Annotated in this window: 19 protein-coding genes and 1 tRNA gene; 10 read left to right on the top strand and 10 right to left on the bottom strand. The window is 66.2% G+C overall.

The genetic code is table 11. The features are described from left to right. Positions 1-26 precede the first annotated feature (26 nt). Positions 27-776: a lysophospholipid acyltransferase family protein gene (locus QGG57_00525; GenBank protein ID MDP7006669.1), complete on the top strand. Its 750-nt coding sequence runs from the start codon at positions 27-29 to the stop codon at positions 774-776. Positions 777-778: 2 nt separating this feature from the next. Here QGG57_00525 and QGG57_00520 read toward each other — a convergent pair whose 3' ends face one another. Together QGG57_00520 and hisS are read right to left on the bottom strand one after the other, a co-directional pair. Further along, positions 779-1453, bottom strand: coding sequence for a hypothetical protein (locus QGG57_00520; GenBank protein MDP7006668.1), 675 nt, complete (start codon positions 1451-1453; stop codon positions 779-781). A gap of 42 nt (positions 1454-1495) precedes the next feature. After that, on the bottom strand, positions 1496-2758 hold the full coding sequence (hisS, locus tag QGG57_00515) for a histidine--tRNA ligase (GenBank protein ID MDP7006667.1): 1263 nt from the start codon (positions 2756-2758) through the stop codon (positions 1496-1498). A 75-nt stretch (positions 2759-2833) separates the two neighbouring features. Here hisS and QGG57_00510 point away from each other — a divergent pair, with 75 nt between their 5' ends. Genes QGG57_00510 through QGG57_00500 form a run of 3 tightly spaced genes read left to right on the top strand, consistent with a single transcriptional unit; the run spans position 2834 to position 5360 of the window. Beyond that, positions 2834-4378, top strand: coding sequence for an acyl-CoA carboxylase subunit beta (locus QGG57_00510; protein ID MDP7006666.1), 1545 nt, complete (start codon positions 2834-2836; stop codon positions 4376-4378). 21 nt (positions 4379-4399) lie between these two features. Beyond that, positions 4400-4717: a peroxiredoxin gene (locus QGG57_00505; GenBank protein ID MDP7006665.1), complete on the top strand. Its 318-nt coding sequence runs from the start codon at positions 4400-4402 to the stop codon at positions 4715-4717. After that, the gene (locus QGG57_00500; protein ID MDP7006664.1) at positions 4710-5360 is read left to right on the top strand and encodes a pyridoxamine 5'-phosphate oxidase family protein; all 651 of its coding nucleotides are present in this window, start codon (positions 4710-4712) and stop codon (positions 5358-5360) included. Before QGG57_00505 ends, QGG57_00500 begins: the two co-directional genes overlap by 8 nt. A 57-nt stretch (positions 5361-5417) precedes the next feature. Here QGG57_00500 and groL read toward each other — a convergent pair whose 3' ends face one another. The 3 genes from groL to tpiA form a co-directional block, all read right to left on the bottom strand. Then, positions 5418-7085 carry a chaperonin GroEL gene (gene groL, locus QGG57_00495; GenBank protein MDP7006663.1) on the bottom strand — a complete coding sequence of 556 codons (1668 nt, stop codon included), beginning with the start codon at positions 7083-7085 and terminating at the stop codon, positions 5418-5420. A gap of 9 nt (positions 7086-7094) precedes the next feature. Further along, positions 7095-7361, bottom strand: a complete 267-nt coding sequence (locus QGG57_00490; protein MDP7006662.1) for a co-chaperone GroES — start codon at positions 7359-7361, stop codon at positions 7095-7097. 91 nt (positions 7362-7452) lie between these two features. Next, positions 7453-8124, bottom strand: coding sequence for a triose-phosphate isomerase (tpiA, locus tag QGG57_00485; protein MDP7006661.1), 672 nt, complete (start codon positions 8122-8124; stop codon positions 7453-7455). Positions 8125-8199: 75 nt separating this feature from the next. Here tpiA and QGG57_00480 point away from each other — a divergent pair, with 75 nt between their 5' ends. Genes QGG57_00480 through msrB form a run of 3 tightly spaced genes read left to right on the top strand, consistent with a single transcriptional unit; the run spans position 8200 to position 10740 of the window. Then, entirely contained in the window at positions 8200-9159 is a 960-nt protein-coding gene (locus tag QGG57_00480; protein MDP7006660.1) for an NAD-dependent epimerase/dehydratase family protein, read from the top strand. Continuing rightward, positions 9156-10331, top strand: a complete 1176-nt coding sequence (locus QGG57_00475; protein ID MDP7006659.1) for an aminotransferase class I/II-fold pyridoxal phosphate-dependent enzyme — start codon at positions 9156-9158, stop codon at positions 10329-10331. The genes QGG57_00480 and QGG57_00475 overlap by 4 nt, the downstream gene beginning before the upstream one ends. 25 nt (positions 10332-10356) lie before the next feature. Continuing rightward, a complete protein-coding gene (gene msrB, locus QGG57_00470) occupies positions 10357-10740 on the top strand; it encodes a peptide-methionine (R)-S-oxide reductase MsrB (GenBank protein ID MDP7006658.1) in 384 nt (127 codons plus the stop codon). Here msrB and QGG57_00465 read toward each other — a convergent pair. The 5 genes from QGG57_00465 to dnaG all read right to left on the bottom strand — a co-directional run bounded on the left by QGG57_00465 (position 10737) and on the right by dnaG (position 14234). Continuing rightward, on the bottom strand, positions 10737-11396 hold the full coding sequence (locus tag QGG57_00465) for a heme exporter protein CcmB (protein ID MDP7006657.1): 660 nt from the start codon (positions 11394-11396) through the stop codon (positions 10737-10739). The two genes, msrB and QGG57_00465, sit on opposite strands and share 4 nt — an antisense overlap. Further along, positions 11393-12010, bottom strand: coding sequence for a heme ABC exporter ATP-binding protein CcmA (gene ccmA / locus QGG57_00460; GenBank protein MDP7006656.1), 618 nt, complete (start codon positions 12008-12010; stop codon positions 11393-11395). Before ccmA ends, QGG57_00465 begins: the two co-directional genes overlap by 4 nt. Then, positions 12010-12636 carry an orotidine-5'-phosphate decarboxylase gene (pyrF, locus tag QGG57_00455; protein MDP7006655.1) on the bottom strand — a complete coding sequence of 209 codons (627 nt, stop codon included), beginning with the start codon at positions 12634-12636 and terminating at the stop codon, positions 12010-12012. The genes ccmA and pyrF overlap by 1 nt, the downstream gene beginning before the upstream one ends. Then, positions 12636-12863: a hypothetical protein gene (locus QGG57_00450; protein ID MDP7006654.1), complete on the bottom strand. Its 228-nt coding sequence runs from the start codon at positions 12861-12863 to the stop codon at positions 12636-12638. The genes pyrF and QGG57_00450 overlap by 1 nt, the downstream gene beginning before the upstream one ends. A gap of 63 nt (positions 12864-12926) precedes the next feature. Further along, the gene (gene dnaG, locus QGG57_00445) at positions 12927-14234 is read right to left on the bottom strand and encodes a DNA primase DnaG (protein ID MDP7006653.1); all 1308 of its coding nucleotides are present in this window, start codon (positions 14232-14234) and stop codon (positions 12927-12929) included. Positions 14235-14426: 192 nt separating this feature from the next. On the opposite strand from dnaG, the gene QGG57_00440 reads away from it, so the two are divergent. From QGG57_00440 to pdxS, 3 genes are all read left to right on the top strand, one after another. Continuing rightward, on the top strand, positions 14427-15230 hold the full coding sequence (locus tag QGG57_00440) for a DUF1292 domain-containing protein (GenBank protein MDP7006652.1): 804 nt from the start codon (positions 14427-14429) through the stop codon (positions 15228-15230). Positions 15231-15276: 46 nt separating this feature from the next. Further along, a tRNA-Ala gene (locus QGG57_00435) sits at positions 15277-15353 on the top strand. Positions 15354-15390: 37 nt separating this feature from the next. Continuing rightward, a complete protein-coding gene (gene pdxS / locus QGG57_00430) occupies positions 15391-16356 on the top strand; it encodes a pyridoxal 5'-phosphate synthase lyase subunit PdxS (GenBank protein MDP7006651.1) in 966 nt (321 codons plus the stop codon). The last annotated feature ends 1 nt before the right edge of the window (position 16357 follow it).

Here is a 16357-nt window from a genome sequence, read left to right as displayed (position 1 = left end):
AGAACCCGGCGCGGCTGCCGCGGTCAATGGGCGCGTCGCGCGACTACAACCTCGTCAGGCAGACGCTCGGCCGCGCGCTGCACCTCTGCTTCCGACCGCGCTATCGCGGGCAGGAGTCGGTGCCGCCCGACGGGCCGGTAATCATCGCCGCCAACCACCTCTCGCACATCGACCCGGCGTTCATCATGACCGCCACCTCGCGCGAGGTCAGCTACCTCTCCAAACAGGAGCATTTCGAAGGCCGCCTGCGCGGCGCGCTATTCGGCCGCATGGGCGTCATCCCGGTCGACCGCGACGGCGACGCCAGCGACGCGCTGGGCGCGGCCGAGGCGGTCCTGCGCGACGGCGGCGCGGTCGGCATCTTCCCCGAGGGAACCCGGTCCCGCGACGGGCAGCCGGGGCGCGGTCGCACCGGCGCGGCACGGCTGGCGGCCGCCACCGGCGCGGCGGTCGTGCCGGTCGCCATTCGGGAGACCGACCGCGTCATCCCGGTCGGCAAGCGCGTCCCGCGGCTCTGGCGCCGCTTCTACTACGAGTTCGGCGAGCCGCTCTACTTCACGGCCGAAGAGGCGAACCGCGCGGCGCTGCGCGAATTCACCGACGAAATCATGGACGCCATCACCGCGCTCTCGGAGGAGGCGGGCGACTACTGGCATTCGCGCCGGCTGCGCACCCGCATGGCCGAATGGCAGGAGCGCAACGGGCTGGTGCGCGCCCGCCTGCGCGAGTCGCTAGATGAGCGGGCGCAAGCGCTCCGGGCACGGCTGGGGCGCTGAAACTACTCGGTCGCGTCCCCGGAATCCCGGCGCTCTTCCCAGAACTGCGCCAGCCAGTAGCTGCCGGCGAAGGCGAGATTGCCCATGGCAAAGATTCCGCCGTAGAAGATGATGCGGCCGGTGGTGGTAAGGTCGTTCAGGAACTCGTAGGGAAAGCCGCAGCTTACCTCACCGCACGGGAAGCTGTCCCGCTGCGAGACGAACGCCTCCATCCAGAAAATATATCCGAAAAATATGACCATGTATATTCCGTACGAGCGCTTCCACTCCTCGAACGGCTGACTGTAGTGCACCGCCTCGACAAACAGGAAAATCGACGTCCCGAGATGGACGTAGTAGTTCTGGAACAGGGCGGCGAAGGAATCATACGCCTGCACCTCGCCGAGCGCGCCCATCGCCCGCAGCGTCCAGAAAAGCAGCACGACGATGATGTTGATGCCCATGGCGGCGCCGAGGAGGGGGATGTCCAGCCGCTTCTGGCCGTCAAACTCGTACTTGATGGCGCCCAGCGCCACCAGCAGGTTCAGGGTCAGGTTCCAGTTCGACAGGAAGGAGAGCCCGCCCGCCCAGCGTCCCGCGGCGGGGCCATCGCCGCCGATGACGACCGACAGCAGCCAGTAGTAACCGACCAGCGCCAGCGCGACGATGCGGAAAATCCGCCGGTTATCGAACTCCATGCGGCTCCGCATCCACGGCCGCTTTTCAACGCTTGCCCCGCTTCAGAGCGCGTCCGGCGCGACTTCGCTCTCCACGCCGCTGGCAAGGTCGCGCACCTTGACCAGCCCGCGCTCCCACTCCTTCGGCGCGAGCAGCAGCAGCCGTTCCGCGCCGCAGCGGTCGGCGTGCTTCAGCGCCCACTTGAGCCGCTTCTCCTCGAGCACAAGGTCGACGCTGCGGCCCTGCGCGCGCAAGCGGCCGGCGACGTCCATCGCCGCCGGCCGCAACTCGGGATTGAGCGCGAAGACCACGTCCTGCACGCTGCCGGCCAGCTGCGGCAGCCGGTCGCGGTCCTTGAGCAGTTCCAGGATTACCATGTCGCCGAAGCCGAAACCGGTCGCCGGCAGGTCTTTCCCGCCGAAGGTCCCGAGCAATTTGTCGTAGCGGCCGCCGCCGCAGACCGCGCGCAGCTCGCCGCTGCGGTCATGCGCCTCGAAGACGGGGCCGGTGTAGTAGGCGAGCCCGCGCACGATTGCGCCGTCGAAATCGAGCCACTCCGTCAGGCCGTAGCCCTCCGCCAGTGCCCAGAGCGACCGCAGCTCGGCGACGGCACCGCTGTCGTCGCCCAACGCCGCCGCGAGCGCATCAAGGTCGCGCAGCCCGAGCACGCGCTGGATAGTGGCGACCGCCGTGTCGTCCAGCCCCAGTTTCCCGAGCTGCGCTGCCGCCTCGGCCGGCGGCAGCTTGCCGAGCTTGTCGACGACGATGCAGACCGCGGCGAACTGTTCGCCCGCGACGCCGACCGAGTCGAGCACTTCCTGCAACACCTTGCGGCTGCTGACGCGGATTCCGACCGCGTCGGGCGTCAGACCCACACGGCCGAAGAAAGTGCAGAGCACCGCCAGCAGCTCGACGTCCGCCTCGACGCCCGCGCAGCCCCAGATATCGACGTTCCACTGGTAGTGCTCGCGCCCGCGCCCGCGCTGCATGCGCTCGTAGCGCCAGCACTGCGGAATCGAGAACCACTTGATGGGCAGCGGCAGCGCCCCGGCGCGCGCCAGCACCATCCGCGCCAGCGACGGCGTCATCTCGGGGCGCAGCGCGACGCGGCGACCGCTCTTGTCCTCAAAGGTGTAGAGTTGGTTGGTAATTTCCTCGCCCGCCTTGCGTGTATACAGAGTCTCATGCTCCAGCATCGGTGCATCATATTCCTCGAAGCCGTGCAGCTGCGCCGCGGCGCGGAAATGCGAAAAAAGCCAGCCGCGCAGTCGCATCTCTTCCGGGTAGAAATCACGGGTCCCGCGCACGGACTGAAGGTCGCTCACGCTGCCACGAGCGAGGGAAGGGGTTTAGGGTTAACGGACGCAGCCACCGTTATAGCCGCCAGCCGCTGCCGGCCGATGACGACCCGCGAGCGCATCGAGGAGCTGGAGCAGCGGCTGGCGCAGGCACAGCGCTCTGACGCGGCGCGGGTCGAGAAGCAGCACGCGCGGGGCAAGCTGACCGCGCGCGAGCGAATGGAGGCGCTGCTCGATGACGGCAGCTTCGTCGAGCTGGACGCGCTGGCGAAGCACCGCACAGCAGGTTTCGGGATGGAGAAGCGACGGCCGCCCGGAGACGGGGTGGTGACCGGCCACGGCACCATCGAAGGGCGGCCGGTCTACCTGTTCGCGCAGGATTTCACGGTCTTCGGCGGCGCGCTCGGGGAAGTGCACGCCGAGAAGATTTGCAAGGTGATGGACCTTGCGGCACGGATGGGCGCCCCGGTCATCGGGCTCAACGACTCGGGCGGCGCACGCATCCAGGAGGGCGTCGTTTCGCTCGGGGGCTACGCCGAGATTTTCTGGCGCAACGTCCAGTGCTCGGGAGTCGTCCCGCAAATCTCCCTGATTCTGGGGCCGTGCGCCGGCGGCGCAGTCTACAGCCCGGCGATGACCGACTTCATCATCATGGCCGAAAGCACTTCGCACATGTTCATCACTGGCCCCGACGTCATCAGGACGGTGACGCACGAGGAAATCGGCTTCGAGGAACTGGGCGGTGCGCAGACCCACTCATCGCTTTCGGGCGTCGCACACCTGACCGCCGCCGATGAGCAGGCCGCCTTCGCCAAGCTGCGGCGGCTGCTCGCATTCCTGCCGCAGAACAACCTGGAGCAGCCGCCACGTCTAACGCCCCCGCCAGGCGACGCGCAGCTGCCGCAACTCGACGCGCTGATGCCGGACAACCCCAACACGCCCTACGACATCCGCGAGGTTATCACGGCGGTCGCCGACGAGGAGGATTTCCTGGAGCTGCAGCCGGACTGGGCGCAGAACATGGTCATCGGCTTCGCGCGACTCGGCGGCTGCCCGGTCGGCATCGTCGCCAACCAGCCGCAGCACCTGGCAGGCTGTCTCGACATCGACGCGTCGGTGAAGGGGGCGCGCTTCGTGCGGTTCTGCGACGCGTTCAACCTGCCGCTGGTCACCTTCGTCGACGTCCCCGGCTTCCTGCCGGGGCGCGAGCAGGAGCATGGCGGCATCATCCGCCACGGCGCCAAGCTGCTCTACGCCTTCGCCGAGGCGACCGTCCCGAAGCTGACGGTGATAACGCGCAAGGCGTACGGCGGCGCGTACGACGTGATGGCGTCCAAGCACATTCGCGCCGACCTGAACCTGGCGTGGCCGACCGCCGAAATCGCAGTCATGGGCTCCGAGGGGGCGGTGAATATCATCTTCCGCAAGGAGCTGGCCGCCGCGAGCGACCCCGAGAAGAAGCGGCGCGAGCTAACCGACGAGTACCGCCAGAAGTTCGCGTCGCCCTGGATTGCGGCCGAAATGGGGTACATCGACCGCGTCATTTTCCCGCGCGATACGCGCGCCGAACTGCTGCGCGGACTCGAGCGCTGCATCAGCAAGCGCGAGCCGCGGCCGAAGCGCAAGCACGGCAACATTCCACTTTAATACTTATCTTCTTGAAAAACCATGTCTGAAATCCCACAGGCCAACGACTCCGCACCGCCCTTCGAGGCGGTCGACCAGGAGGGCATAACCGTCTCGCTGGCTGACTTCGCCGGCCGCTGGCTGGCGCTCTACTTCTACCCGCGCGACGACACCCCGGGCTGCACGGTCGAGGCGCAGGAATTCACGGCGCTCGGCGCGGAGTTTGCGGCGCTGGAGTGCGTCGCGCGCTCGACCTTCCTGATTGCGCCAGATGGCACGGTTGCGCGGGCGTGGCCCAACGTGCGCGCGAAGGGGCACGCGGCGAAAGTGCTGGCGGAGCTGGAGGCGCAGCGTGGTTGAACTCGAACAGACCGGCCGCAGCCAGCCCGTGCGGCACTCCGAGCGCGGCAGCTTCGACCGCGAGACGGTCAACGCAATTCTGGACGCGGCGCTGCTCTGCCACGTCGGGTACGTGCTCGACGGCGCACCGCTGGTGACGCCGACGCTTTTCTGGCGCGACGGTGAGCGCATATTCTGGCACGGCTCCGCTGCCAGCCGTGCGCTACAGACACAGACGGAGTGCGAGGTCTGCCTGACGGTGAGCCTGCTCGACGGCATCGTGCTGTCGCGCTCGGCTTTCAACCACTCGGTCAACTACCGCTCGGTGATGCTCTTCGGAACTGCCCGGAGCGTGGATGACCCCGGGGAGAAGCTGGCATCGCTCGAGAAACTCATGGAGCGCATCGCGCGCGGCCGCTGGGGGGAAGTGCGCCAGCCGAGCGATTCGGAACTGAAAGCGACCGGCGTGCTCTGGATGGATATACGAGAAGGCGCAGCCAAGATTCGTGCCATCCCGGTCGGTGAAGAACTGGCAGAGCGGGACCAGCCGGTCTGGGCTGGAGTGGTCCCGGTCGAAACCGTGCTCGGCGAGCCGGAGCCGGCAGCGGGGCTGGCCAGCGATATCGAGTTGCCGGGCTATCTCTCGGAAATCAGGCTATCATAGGGCGGCGGGCTGATGCCCGCCGCCGGTTCAGATCTGGTTTTTTTGTGACAAACGGGACTACATCATCCCGCCCATGCCACCCATACCGCCCATGCCACCCATGTCGCCCATGCCGGACATGTCCGGCATCGCGGGCTCCTTCTCGGGGATGTCCGAGATGAGTGTCTCGGCGGTCAGCACCAGGCTCGCAATCGAGCCGGCTGCCTGGAGTGCGTTGCGCACAACCTTGACGGGGTCGATGATTCCGGACTTCATCAGGTCCTCGTAGGTGTTGGTGCGGGCGTTGAAGCCGAAGTTGGCCTGCTTGGACTCGCTGATTTTCGAGACCACTACCGCTCCGTCCTCGCCGGCGTTTTCGGCAATCTGGCTCGCCGGGATAGCGAGTGCATCGCGTACGATGCGCACACCGACCGCCTCTTCGTCGTCGAGTTTGCTGGCGAGTTTGTCGAGCGCCTTGCGGGTGCGCAGCAGTGCCACGCCTCCGCCCGCCACGACGCCTTCGGCCATCGCAGCGCGAGTGGCGTTGAGTGCGTCGTCGACGCGCGCCTTCTTCTCCTTCATCTCGGTCTCGGTCGCCGCGCCGATTTCGAGCACCGCGACGCCGCCCAGCAGGCGACCGACACGCTTCTCGAGCTTTTCGCGGTCCCACTTGGACTTGGCGAGCTTGGCCTGCGAACGCAGGATGCGCGCACGTTCCTCGACCGCCGCTTTCTCGCCGCCGCCACCGATGACCGTGGTCTTGTTCTTGCCGACGATTACCTTGTCAGCCTTGCCGAACATGTCGGCGGTAATTTCCTTGAGCTCCATGCCCTGGTCCTTGCCAATTACGCGGCCGCCAGTCAGGATAGCCAGGTCCTCCAGCTGCTCCTTCTGGTCGTCGCCGAAGCCCGGGGCTTTTACGGCGCATGCCTTGAGCACCCGCGAAGCGACGTTGAGCACCAGCGTTGCCAGTGCCTCGCCCTCGAGGTCCTTGCAGATGAACAGTATGGGCGCCTTCAGCTGTTTGACTCCCAGCTCGAGCGCCGGCAGCAGGTCCTGCGCCGACGAAATGCTGTGGTCAGTCAGCAGGATGAGCGGGTTCTCGACGGTCGCCTCGCGCTTCTCGCGGTCGGTGACGAAGTAGGGCGATACGTAGCCCTTGTCGAACTCCATTCCCTCGACCAGCTTGAGCGTGGTCTCAATCCCCTTGGCTTCCTCGACGGTGATGATACCGTCCTGGCCTACCTTGCCGACTGCGTCAGCAATCAGCTTGCCGATTTCCTGGTCGTTGTTGGCCGAGATTGCGGCCACCTGCTCGATGACCTCGTCCGACTCGACCGGGGAGGCCGCCTTCTTCAGCTCGTCAACCACTACCGATATGGCCTGGTCGAAGCCGTCCTTCAGGTTGACCGGGGACATGCCGGCTGAGACGCCGCGCAGCCCGTAGGTTGAGAGCGCCTGCGTCAGGATTGCGGCAGTGCAGGTGCCGTCGCCGGCGTTGTCCTGCGTCTTGCTCGCGACTTCCTTGACCAGCTGCGCGCCCATATTTTCGTACGGGTCGGGCAGCTCGATGTCCTTGGCAATCGTCACGCCATCGTTGATGATGGTCGGGCTGCCGAATGACTTGTCCAGCACGACAGTGCGTGCCTTCGGTCCCAGCGTGACCTTGATTGCGTCTGTAGCGGTGTTGATACCGCCCAGTAGCTTGCGTCGTGCGTCTTCTCCATATACCATCTGTTTAGCCATTTTTTCCTCCTAAAGCACCTTCGCCTGCAAGTCTTCCGACTTGAGGAGCAGGTAATCCTTGTCCTGCCAGGCAATTTCCGTCCCGGCATATTTCTTGTAGACCACGCGGTCGCCCGCCTTGACGTGTTCTGCGTCAGGGCCGACGCCTGCCACGAGGCCGACGTTCATCTTTTCGCGCGCTGCTTCGGGCAGCAGGAAACCGCTATCTGTCTTCTCCGCGGCTTCCTGTAGCTCGAGCAGGACCATCTCGCCCAAAGGCTCAATTCCGACTGACATTTTTTTCACCATTTTTGCTGGGTCACCCTCAGGATTTGTGTGTATTCCCGGTAGGCAACCGGCGGTTGTCAACCAGCCTTATATTAATAGTTTATGACAGCCCCTGAACCAGCTCCGCCAGCACCATTCCCGGGTCCTCCGCCTTCACGACGCCCGACGCCAGCAGGATGCCCGCCGCGCCCAGCTCCATCGCCTTTTCGACGTCGGCGCGCGTCTTGACCCCGGCGCCGCAGAGCAGCGGCACGCCGGTCCCGGCCACCGCTGCGACCGAGTCGCTGATGACTTCGGGGCGCGCGGTCGAGACCGAGATGTCGCCGCCGATGAGCTCGGGCGGCTCGACCGCGACATAGTCCGGCCGCAGCGCGGCGCCGCGCGCGGTCGCCGCGACGTCGGCGGTGCAGAGCACGGTCGCCAGCCCCGCCTCGCGGGCGCGCGCCAGCGTTGCCTCGATGGTGGGCCAGTCGAGCTGTCGCTCAGCGTGGTTGACCAGCGTGCCGACCGCGCCCGCCGCAACGGCCGCCTCCGGAAGCACCGCGCCGGTGTGCGCGCCCTCGGGCGCAGCGTCAACGTGCTGCGCCAGCACCGGAACGCCGCCCTTGTGCGCGAAGCGCCGCAGGTCGAGCGCGCTGGTCGCAGCCGCGAGGCAGGCGCCCGATTCCTCCGCAACGGCGGCCATTGCGCGGCAGAGCGCGAAGCCCGCCTCACCGTGACCTTGCGGGTAAGTCTTCAGGTTGACGACCATCAGCGGCGTGCGCAGCGCCATGCGGGGCGAAGCCCGGCCGCTAAAAGGAAGTTGCGCGCCGCCGAGCCTAAAATAGTGCGCCATAATGGCGGGCGCATGTCCACTCGCGAACAGCGCCGAATACTGGTAACTGGCGCCGCGGGGCAGATTGGAACCGAGCTTGTCCTCGCCTTGCGGGAGCGCTTCCCCGCCGGGGATGTCGTCGCGATGTACCGCTCCAGCCCGCTTGCTCCCGAGGTCGCCGAGGGCGGCCCTTCGGTGGTGGGCGACGTCACCGACGCCGCGGGCTACGCGCAAGCCGTCGCGGAGCACGATATTGACACAGTCTACCACCTCGCCGCCATCCTTTCCGTGGGCGGCGAAGCTAATCCGGCGCTCTGCTACGAGGTCAACCTCAACGGCCTGCGCAACGTGCTCGAGGTCGCCCGCGAGCGAGGGCAACGCTTGTTCTGCCCGAGCTCGATTGCGGTCTTCGGCCCCGATACGCCGGCGGTGGCGCCGCAGGAGACACCACTTCACCCGAGCACGATGTACGGCGTCACCAAGGTCGCCGGTGAAATCCTCTGCGACTACTACTTCCAGCGCTACGGGGTCGACGCACGCGGGGTGCGCTACCCCGGACTCATTTCGTGGCAGGCGGCCCCGGGTGGCGGGACAACCGATTACGCCATCGCCATCTTCCACGCTGCGCTGCGGGACGGCAGCTACGAATGCTTTGTCGGCCCCGAAACGCGGCTGCCGATGATGTACATGCCGGACGCGCTGAAAGGCACTCTGGACCTGATGGACGCGCCGCTGGAGGCGCTGAACCGCCGCGCCGACTTCAACCTCGGCGCGATGTCCTTCGCGGCGCGGGAGCTAGCGGACGCCATCGCGCAGCGCATCCCCGGCTTCGAGTGCCGCTACGCGCCCGACTCGCGGCAGGCGATTGCCGACTCATGGCCCGACGCGGTCGACGACTCCGCCGCGCGCGAGGAGTGGGGCTGGTCGCCCCGTTTCGGGCTGGAGGAGATGGTCGACGACATGCTTGAAAACCTGCGGAGGGAGGCGCAATGAGTGACCCCACGGGCTGGATGCGCGACGAGTACGAGGCGCTCGTGGCAGCGAGCCTGGACTGGCGGCCGCCGGTGCTGGAAGGCCCCAGCGCACCCCGCTGCCTGGTTGACGGGCGCGAGCGGCTGATGCTCTGCTCGAACAACTACCTGAACCTGAGTAACCACCCCCGGCTGAAAGAGGCGGCGATTGCCGCCGTCGAGAGCCACGGTGCCGGCTCGGGCAGCGTGCGGCCGATTGCGGGCAACATGGACCTGCATGTCCGGCTGGAGCAGCGCATCGCCGAGTTCAAGCGCCGTGACGCTGCCATCTACTACCAGACCGGCTTCGCCGCCAACGCCGGGCTGATTCCGCAGCTAGTAGGCAAGGGCGACCACCTTTTCACCGACGAGCTGAACCACGGCTCAATTATTGACGGGGTGCGGTTGACGAAGGCGGCACGCAACATCTACGCGCACAACGACATGGGCAGGCTGGAAGATTTGCTGCGCAAGGTTCCCGACACGGGGCGCCGGCTCATCATCACCGACGGCGTCTTCTCGATGGACGGCGACACCGCGCCGCTCGACGAAATCTGCGCGCTCGCCGGAGAATATGGCGCAATGACCTACGTGGACGACGCGCACGGCGAAGGCGTGCTGGGCGAGGGGCGCGGAATCGGGGTCCATTATGGAGTCGAAGACAAGGTCGATATCGAAATGGGGACCTTCTCCAAGGCGTTCGGTGTCGTCGGCGGGCTCGCTGCCGGCAGCGAACATCTCGCGAAATACGCCTTCAACAAGTCGCGCACCTTCCTGCTCTCGGGCTCCGCCCCGCCCGCGACGGTCGCCGCCTGCACCGCTGCGCTGGACGTGCTCGATGAAGAGCCGCAGCACGTCGTGAATCTCTGGAAGAATACCGCCTATTTCCGCCGTGGGCTGCAGCAACTCGGCTACGATACTGGCGTTTCCACGACCCCCATAATCCCTGCCATGTGCGGCTCTTCGAAGCAGGCGCAGGCGTTGAGCGGTGAACTGATGCAGCGCGGCGTCTTCGCGCTGCCCATCGTCTTTCCGATGGTCGCGCGCGACAAGGCGCGCATCCGCGTCATCATGAACGCCGGGCTCGAGCGCGGCGACCTGGACGAAGCGCTGGCGGCGTTCGAGGCGGGTGGCAAGGCGGCGGGAGTGCTGTGAAAACCCGCAAGGCGATGCGCAGCCGATGAAGCTCAGCGACACCGAATGGCGTGCGCAGCTAACGCCCGAGCAATACGAGGTCTGTCGCTGTAGCGCGACCGAGCCCCCTTTCGCCAACGAATACTGGGATTGCCATGACGCCGGCAGCTACCGCTGCGCAGCGTGCGGCACAACGCTGTTCGACTCGGAAGCGAAATTCGACTCGGGCACCGGCTGGCCCAGCTTCAGCGCGGCGGTCGCCGACGGGGCGGTCGCCGAGCACGAGGACGACTCGCTCGGCGTGCGCCGCATCGAGGTCGCCTGCGCCGGTTGCGAGTCACACCTTGGGCATGTTTTCCCCGACGGACCACCGCCCGCGGGACTGCGCTTTTGCATCAACTCCGCCGCGTTGCGGCTTGAGCGGCGCTAGTCGGCCAGTTCGCTGAGCCACGCACCGCCCGCGAGGAACGCAAGGTCGTAAAGCAGCAACAGCGTCAGCGCGGTCGCGACGCCACCATCGTCGAGCAGTAGCGCCTGCAACGCGCGCAGCGATGCTTCGACGACGGTGAAAAGCAGCAGCGGAATCGCGAGCAGCGTCCCGAGCATCCACGCGCCGGGCAGCGGTGCCGCCGCCTGCGTCGTGAGCGTCCCGGCGGCGGAAACGCCGACCGCTGAGAGCAGCAGGATTGCGAGCGCGGAAGGCCATGCGGGGCCGAACGAGTTCTCGAAGAGCAATATATAAAACAGGAAAGCGACCAGCGTCAGCCCCGAGAGCAGCAGCAGGTTGCCGGCCCAGGCGCCGAGGAACAGCGTCGCGCGCGGGAGCGGCGCCAGCCGCAGCATCTCGCCGGTGCCGCGGTCGCCTTCGCGCAGCGCGGTGTGCGTCAGCAATCCCAGCCCGGCGAAGAGCAGCACGCTCCAGAGAATCGCCGGCGCCAGTCGCGCGCGGGCGATTTCGTCGTTGGTGAGCGTAAAGCGCAGCAGCAGCAGCAGCGCCAGCACCAGCAGCGCCGCCGCGACGGTGCCCTGCAGCGACCGCAGCTCGACGCGCAGCTCCTTGCGCACCAGCGCCGCCAGCGGGTTCACGCCAGCACCCCGCCGGCGAGCGCCAGCGTGCGGTCCGCCGCGAGGCCGCTGCCGTGCGCCACCACCAGCACCGCCCGCTCATCGTCACGCCATTCGGAGATGAGCGTGCGCAGCAGCTCGCGGCCGGCAGAGTCGAGCGCGGCGAACGGCTCGTCGAGCAGCAGCGTCGTCGGCCGGTGCAGCGACGCGCGCGCCAGCGCCAGTCGCTGCAACATTCCCCGGGAATAGATGGAAGTGCGGTCATTGGCAAACGCCTTGAGCCCGACACGCTCGAGAGTAACATCAATCTCCGCCGCGTGCTCCGGCAGCTGGTGCAGCCGCGCCCAGAGCGCCAGGTTTTCGCGGCCGCTCAGCTCGCCGTAGAAACCGGGGCGGTGGCCGGCGAAGCCGATGCGCGACCGCACCTCGACGCCGTCGGAGAGCGCGAAGCCGTCGACCGCGGCTTCGCCGCTGTCGGCGCGGTCGAGCGTCGCGAGGATGCGTAGCAGCGTCGACTTGCCGGCGCCGTTCTCGCCCTGCAACAGTACCACTTCGCCGTTTTCAACAGCGAGGTCGAGCCCGCGCAGCACGCGCCGCGCGCCGAACGCCTTCTGCAGCCCGCGGACGACGAGCATCAGTCGCCCAGCGCGGCGGCGTATTCCCGCGCAGCGGCGCCCGGGTCGTCCGCCTGGTAGATGGCGCGCCCCACGATTATGAGGTCGGCACCGGCGTCAATCGCGGCGCGGGGGTCACCCCCCTGCGCGCCGACACCGGGGGCGATGATTTTCAGGTCGCCGACCGCGGCCCGCACGGCGGCGATGTCCTCGGGCCGCGTTGCCGGGGCGACGACACCGGTTGCGCCGCCGTCGCGCGCGACGGCGGCCAGTGCCGGGATGTCGAAGAATTCGCCGCCGCCGGGGTGCGACATCGTGATGACCGCATACAGGTCGCGCTCGGGCGCCACGTCGCGGATGGCGCGCAGTGGGCCGGCACCGGGGAACGCGTGCGCGATGATGCCGGCCGCGCCGGCGCCGTAGGCCGCTTCGGCGATGAGGCGCGCCGTGTTGGGAATGTCCGCTACCTTCAGGTCGCAGATGACCGGCGCCAGCTCAGCCAGCTTCGCGACCGTCTCGAGGCCGCCCTGCATCAGCAGCGGCCAGTTCAGCTTGATACCGGCCAGATGCGGTGCTGCCGCTTCGGCTACGGAAAAGGCACGCTGCGGGTCTGTCTCGTCCAGCGCCAGCAGCAGCCGGGACCCCATCAGATTTCCAGCTTGCCGGTCAGGATTGAGAGCGCGTATCGCAGTTCGGCCACCGCCGCGACCGCTTCGCGCTTGACCTGAAACAGGTCCTTGGAATCCATCTCGCGCGCCATGCTCGCCTCGACGAACATCATCTTCTCGAGACTGCGCTCGATGGTGTCCACGATTATCTGGCTACGCGCTGAGCGCCGCAGGCCCTCTTCGTCTATGCTGGTGTCATCTGCCATGCTCTCGCCATGCGGCGACGGCTACTGCCGGATTTAACCATTTGCCAAGGCGGCTGAGCCGCTTTAACTAAGGTCGCTGCGGGTGTAGAGTGAAAGGCCGACCGGCTTGCGCGGGAGCGGTCCCTTCTTCTCGGCAACGACGGTCGAGATGCCCGCCTCGGGGGCGAGGTCGACCAGCCGCTGGGTGATGATACCGTCCATCACCAGTGCTGTGACGCCGTTGTTGCCCTTCGACTGCAGCTTTTCCTGCAGCTTGGTAATCGGGAGTTCGTCGCTTAGCTTCTCGCCCGAGAGCAACCGCACGTTCTTGCTGCCCTTGAGCTCGTCAAGGTGCTTGAGCAGTGCCTGTGCTTCTGCGGGGGCGGCAGCCGTGACTGCCTCTGGCTCAGCGGCTGGCTTCTCTGCAGGTGCCTCAGACGGGGCTGCGGGCTCTTCCACCGCCGCTTCGGGCTCAGCGGCTGGCGCCTCTGCGGGCGCTTTCGTGTCCTTGCTGGTCTTCGACTTGCGTCCGCCACGTCGCGAGCGTTTTTTCTTGCCATCTTGCGCCCACTTGTTCTGGTCCTTGAACAGCTCGGTAGTCGACTTGTCGCGCAGGCACTTCATAATCTGCTTGTGACCCAGATGTTCGACCTCGGTGTTAGAGGGTGCGCGCGCGACGTAATTAACGTCGGCGACCTGAAACAGCTCGCGCAGGACCATTTCGCCACCGCGGTCGCCATCGACGAAAGCAGTGACGGTGCGTGACTTGCACAGCTCGACAATCTCCTTGGGGATGTTGGTCCCCTCGACCGAGATAGCGTTCTTGATACTGTGGCGCAGCAGGTTCAGGACGTCGCTGCGTCCCTCGACCAGGATGATGGCGTCGCTTTTATCGACATTGGGCCCCGCGGGGAGCTTGCCGCCATAGGTGACGATTTCATCAGTCTGGATTAGCTGCCTGACGGAGTCGGTTATGTTGACTCCGGCGCTGCGGGACTCGGTCACGATGCCGAGCAGCAGCTCGCGGGCGCGCTCGATAATCTGGTCGCGCTTGCCAGCACGACTGTCCTCGAGGTTGAGTACCTTCAGGGTCGCCTTGCAGGGACCGACGCGCTCGACTGTCTCGAGCGCGGCGGCAAAGACCGAAGTCTCCACCTGGTCCATACTGGAGGCTATGGTAATTTCACCTGTGGACTTGCCCTTGGTGCTCTTGATGTCCACTTCGATACGGCCCATACGGCCCGATTTCTGCATGTCCCGGAGGTCCAGTTCGTCGCCGAGCAACCCTTCGGTCTGACCGAAAATTGCACCGACAACGTCTGATCGCTCAACCACGCCGCTGGCCGTGATTCTGGCTTGGATAACGTACTTACTACTGTTGGGGTCTGTCATTTTTCCACCTTTTGCTTGTGCGGCCTGAGCCTCTCTCAAGCAAGTCCGAACGTCTGGTCCAGGACTCTTTGCCGAGAGTCGATAAAGTGATTACCGTAATGGCCCGCAGGCCGACCCGGCCGGTACCGGGACCTAATTAAAGCTGGCGGTCCGCGACGGAGCCATTTTATCCAGCCCCATGCTGCCGGCACAATGCACGTCGTGACCCTGCTGGCGCAGCCTCGTAAAAAGCACCCGCTGGCGAAGCGCAAGCTGCTACAGAAAGGGCAGCTAGAGATAGTCGGCCGGGGCACCTTCGGGCTGGTCTGGCTGACCGACTTCTTCGACGCCTTCTGGGCCTGCGCGCAGGAAATCGATTCCGACGCGAAGGTGAAACTGCGCGAGAGCGGCTTTGACGAGATGAACTGGACCGCCGCCTTCCGCTTCGCCGGTTTCAAGGCGCGACTTTCAGCGCAGAAATACAAGGGCTTCTACGGCGTCCCGCGCAACTGTTACCTCCGGCTGAAAATCGGGACAGCTAACCCTAACGACCTGCGCATGTTCCTGAGGCTCCTGTCCGACAAGTTCGAGAGGTCGCCCTGGGCAATCAACAACTGGAGCAAGCTCGAAGCCGCCTCGGGATTCGACCAGAAGGCCATTATCAACGGCTGGTCCGAAGCGATGGGGCGCGAAATCAGCGTCGCTGACGCAGCGGGCGGCTGGAGCCTGCCGTTCCTCGGCGGCAGCAAGGCGGCGGCGGACGCTCCCGCAGCGCCGGACGGTGGCGACATCGAGGTGCTGACCGACTCCGAGGGGCGGGAGCACCGCTTCCGGGTCCACGGCACGCTCGAGATGGAAGGCGAGGAGTATGCGGTGATGTCGCCCGCCGACGGCGGTGAGGATGTGCTCGAAGTGGATATCCTGCACGTCGCCAGGGGTGGCGGCTATGAGTCGGTGGATGATGAAGAGCTATTCAATGCCTTGGCAGAGGCGGCGCAGGAACATCTGGCGGCGTAGCGACAAGTGAAACCTTATTGCCGGCGGGAACTGCCGCCGCGGGAGTGGGCCGGTAGATCAGCCCGGAAGATCGCCGCCTTCGCAAGGCGGAGGCCGCGGGTTCAAATCCCGCCCGGTCCACCAGAAGCATAACATGCCACTCGAACTTGATTTGCATTCGCTGCAACACGGCCCGGAACTGGTGAAACGCGGCTTCGCCCGCATGCAGAAAGGCGGAGTCATCATGGATGTAACCGACGCTGCACAAGCAGCGATTGCCGAGGACGCCGGCGCCGTCGCAGTCATGGCGCTCGAGCGCGTGCCGGCTGATATCCGTGCCGAAGGCGGCGTCGCGCGCATGTCGGAGCCGCAGAAGATTCGCGAAATTATCGACTGCACCACGATTCCGGTGATGGCCAAGTGCCGTATCGGCCACACCGCCGAGGCGCGCGTGCTCGAAGCTTTGGGAGTGGACATGATTGACGAGTCGGAAGTGCTGACGCCGGCCGACCCCTACTTCCACGTCATCAAGCGCAACTTCACCGTCCCGTTCGTTTGCGGCGCCACTTCGCTCGGTGAGGGGCTGCGCCGCGTCTGGGAAGGTTCGGCCATGATTCGCACCAAGGGCGAGGCGGGGACGGGGAACATCGTCGCTGCGATGCGCCACGCGCGGCTGCTCGACGCCGAAATCGCAGCGGTGCAGCAATCTGACGACCGCGCCGCAATGGCGACCCGCGTCGTTGACAAGTATTTCGAGCTCGACCGCGAGGTGGTAACCAACCTCGGTTCTTCAGCTGGCGCGACTCCGTTCGAGATGCCGCGCAGCGAAATCGAGGCTGAAATCGCCGAGCTGATGGACGAGGTCGCGAAGCTGGGGCGGCTGCCGGTCGTCACTTTCACGGCAGGCGGTATCGCGACGCCGGCCGACGCGGCGCTGATGATGCAATTCGGGATGGACGGACTCTTCGTCGGCTCGGGCATCTTCAAGTCTGACGACCCGGCCGAGCGCGCGCGCGCCATCGTCGAGGCGACCGCGCACTTCGACGACCCACACGTCGTGGCGAAAGTCTCGGACGACCTCGGCAGCGCGATGGACGGCTTGGAAGAGGCGGCGCTGGAAACGAAGATGGCTTCGCGCGGGCACTAAA

It is taken from the genome of Candidatus Poseidoniia archaeon (assembly GCA_030748895.1).
Lineage (GTDB): Archaea > Thermoplasmatota > Poseidoniia > MGIII > CG-Epi1 > UBA8886.
This window is presented reverse-complemented; position numbering and strand designations above follow the sequence as displayed.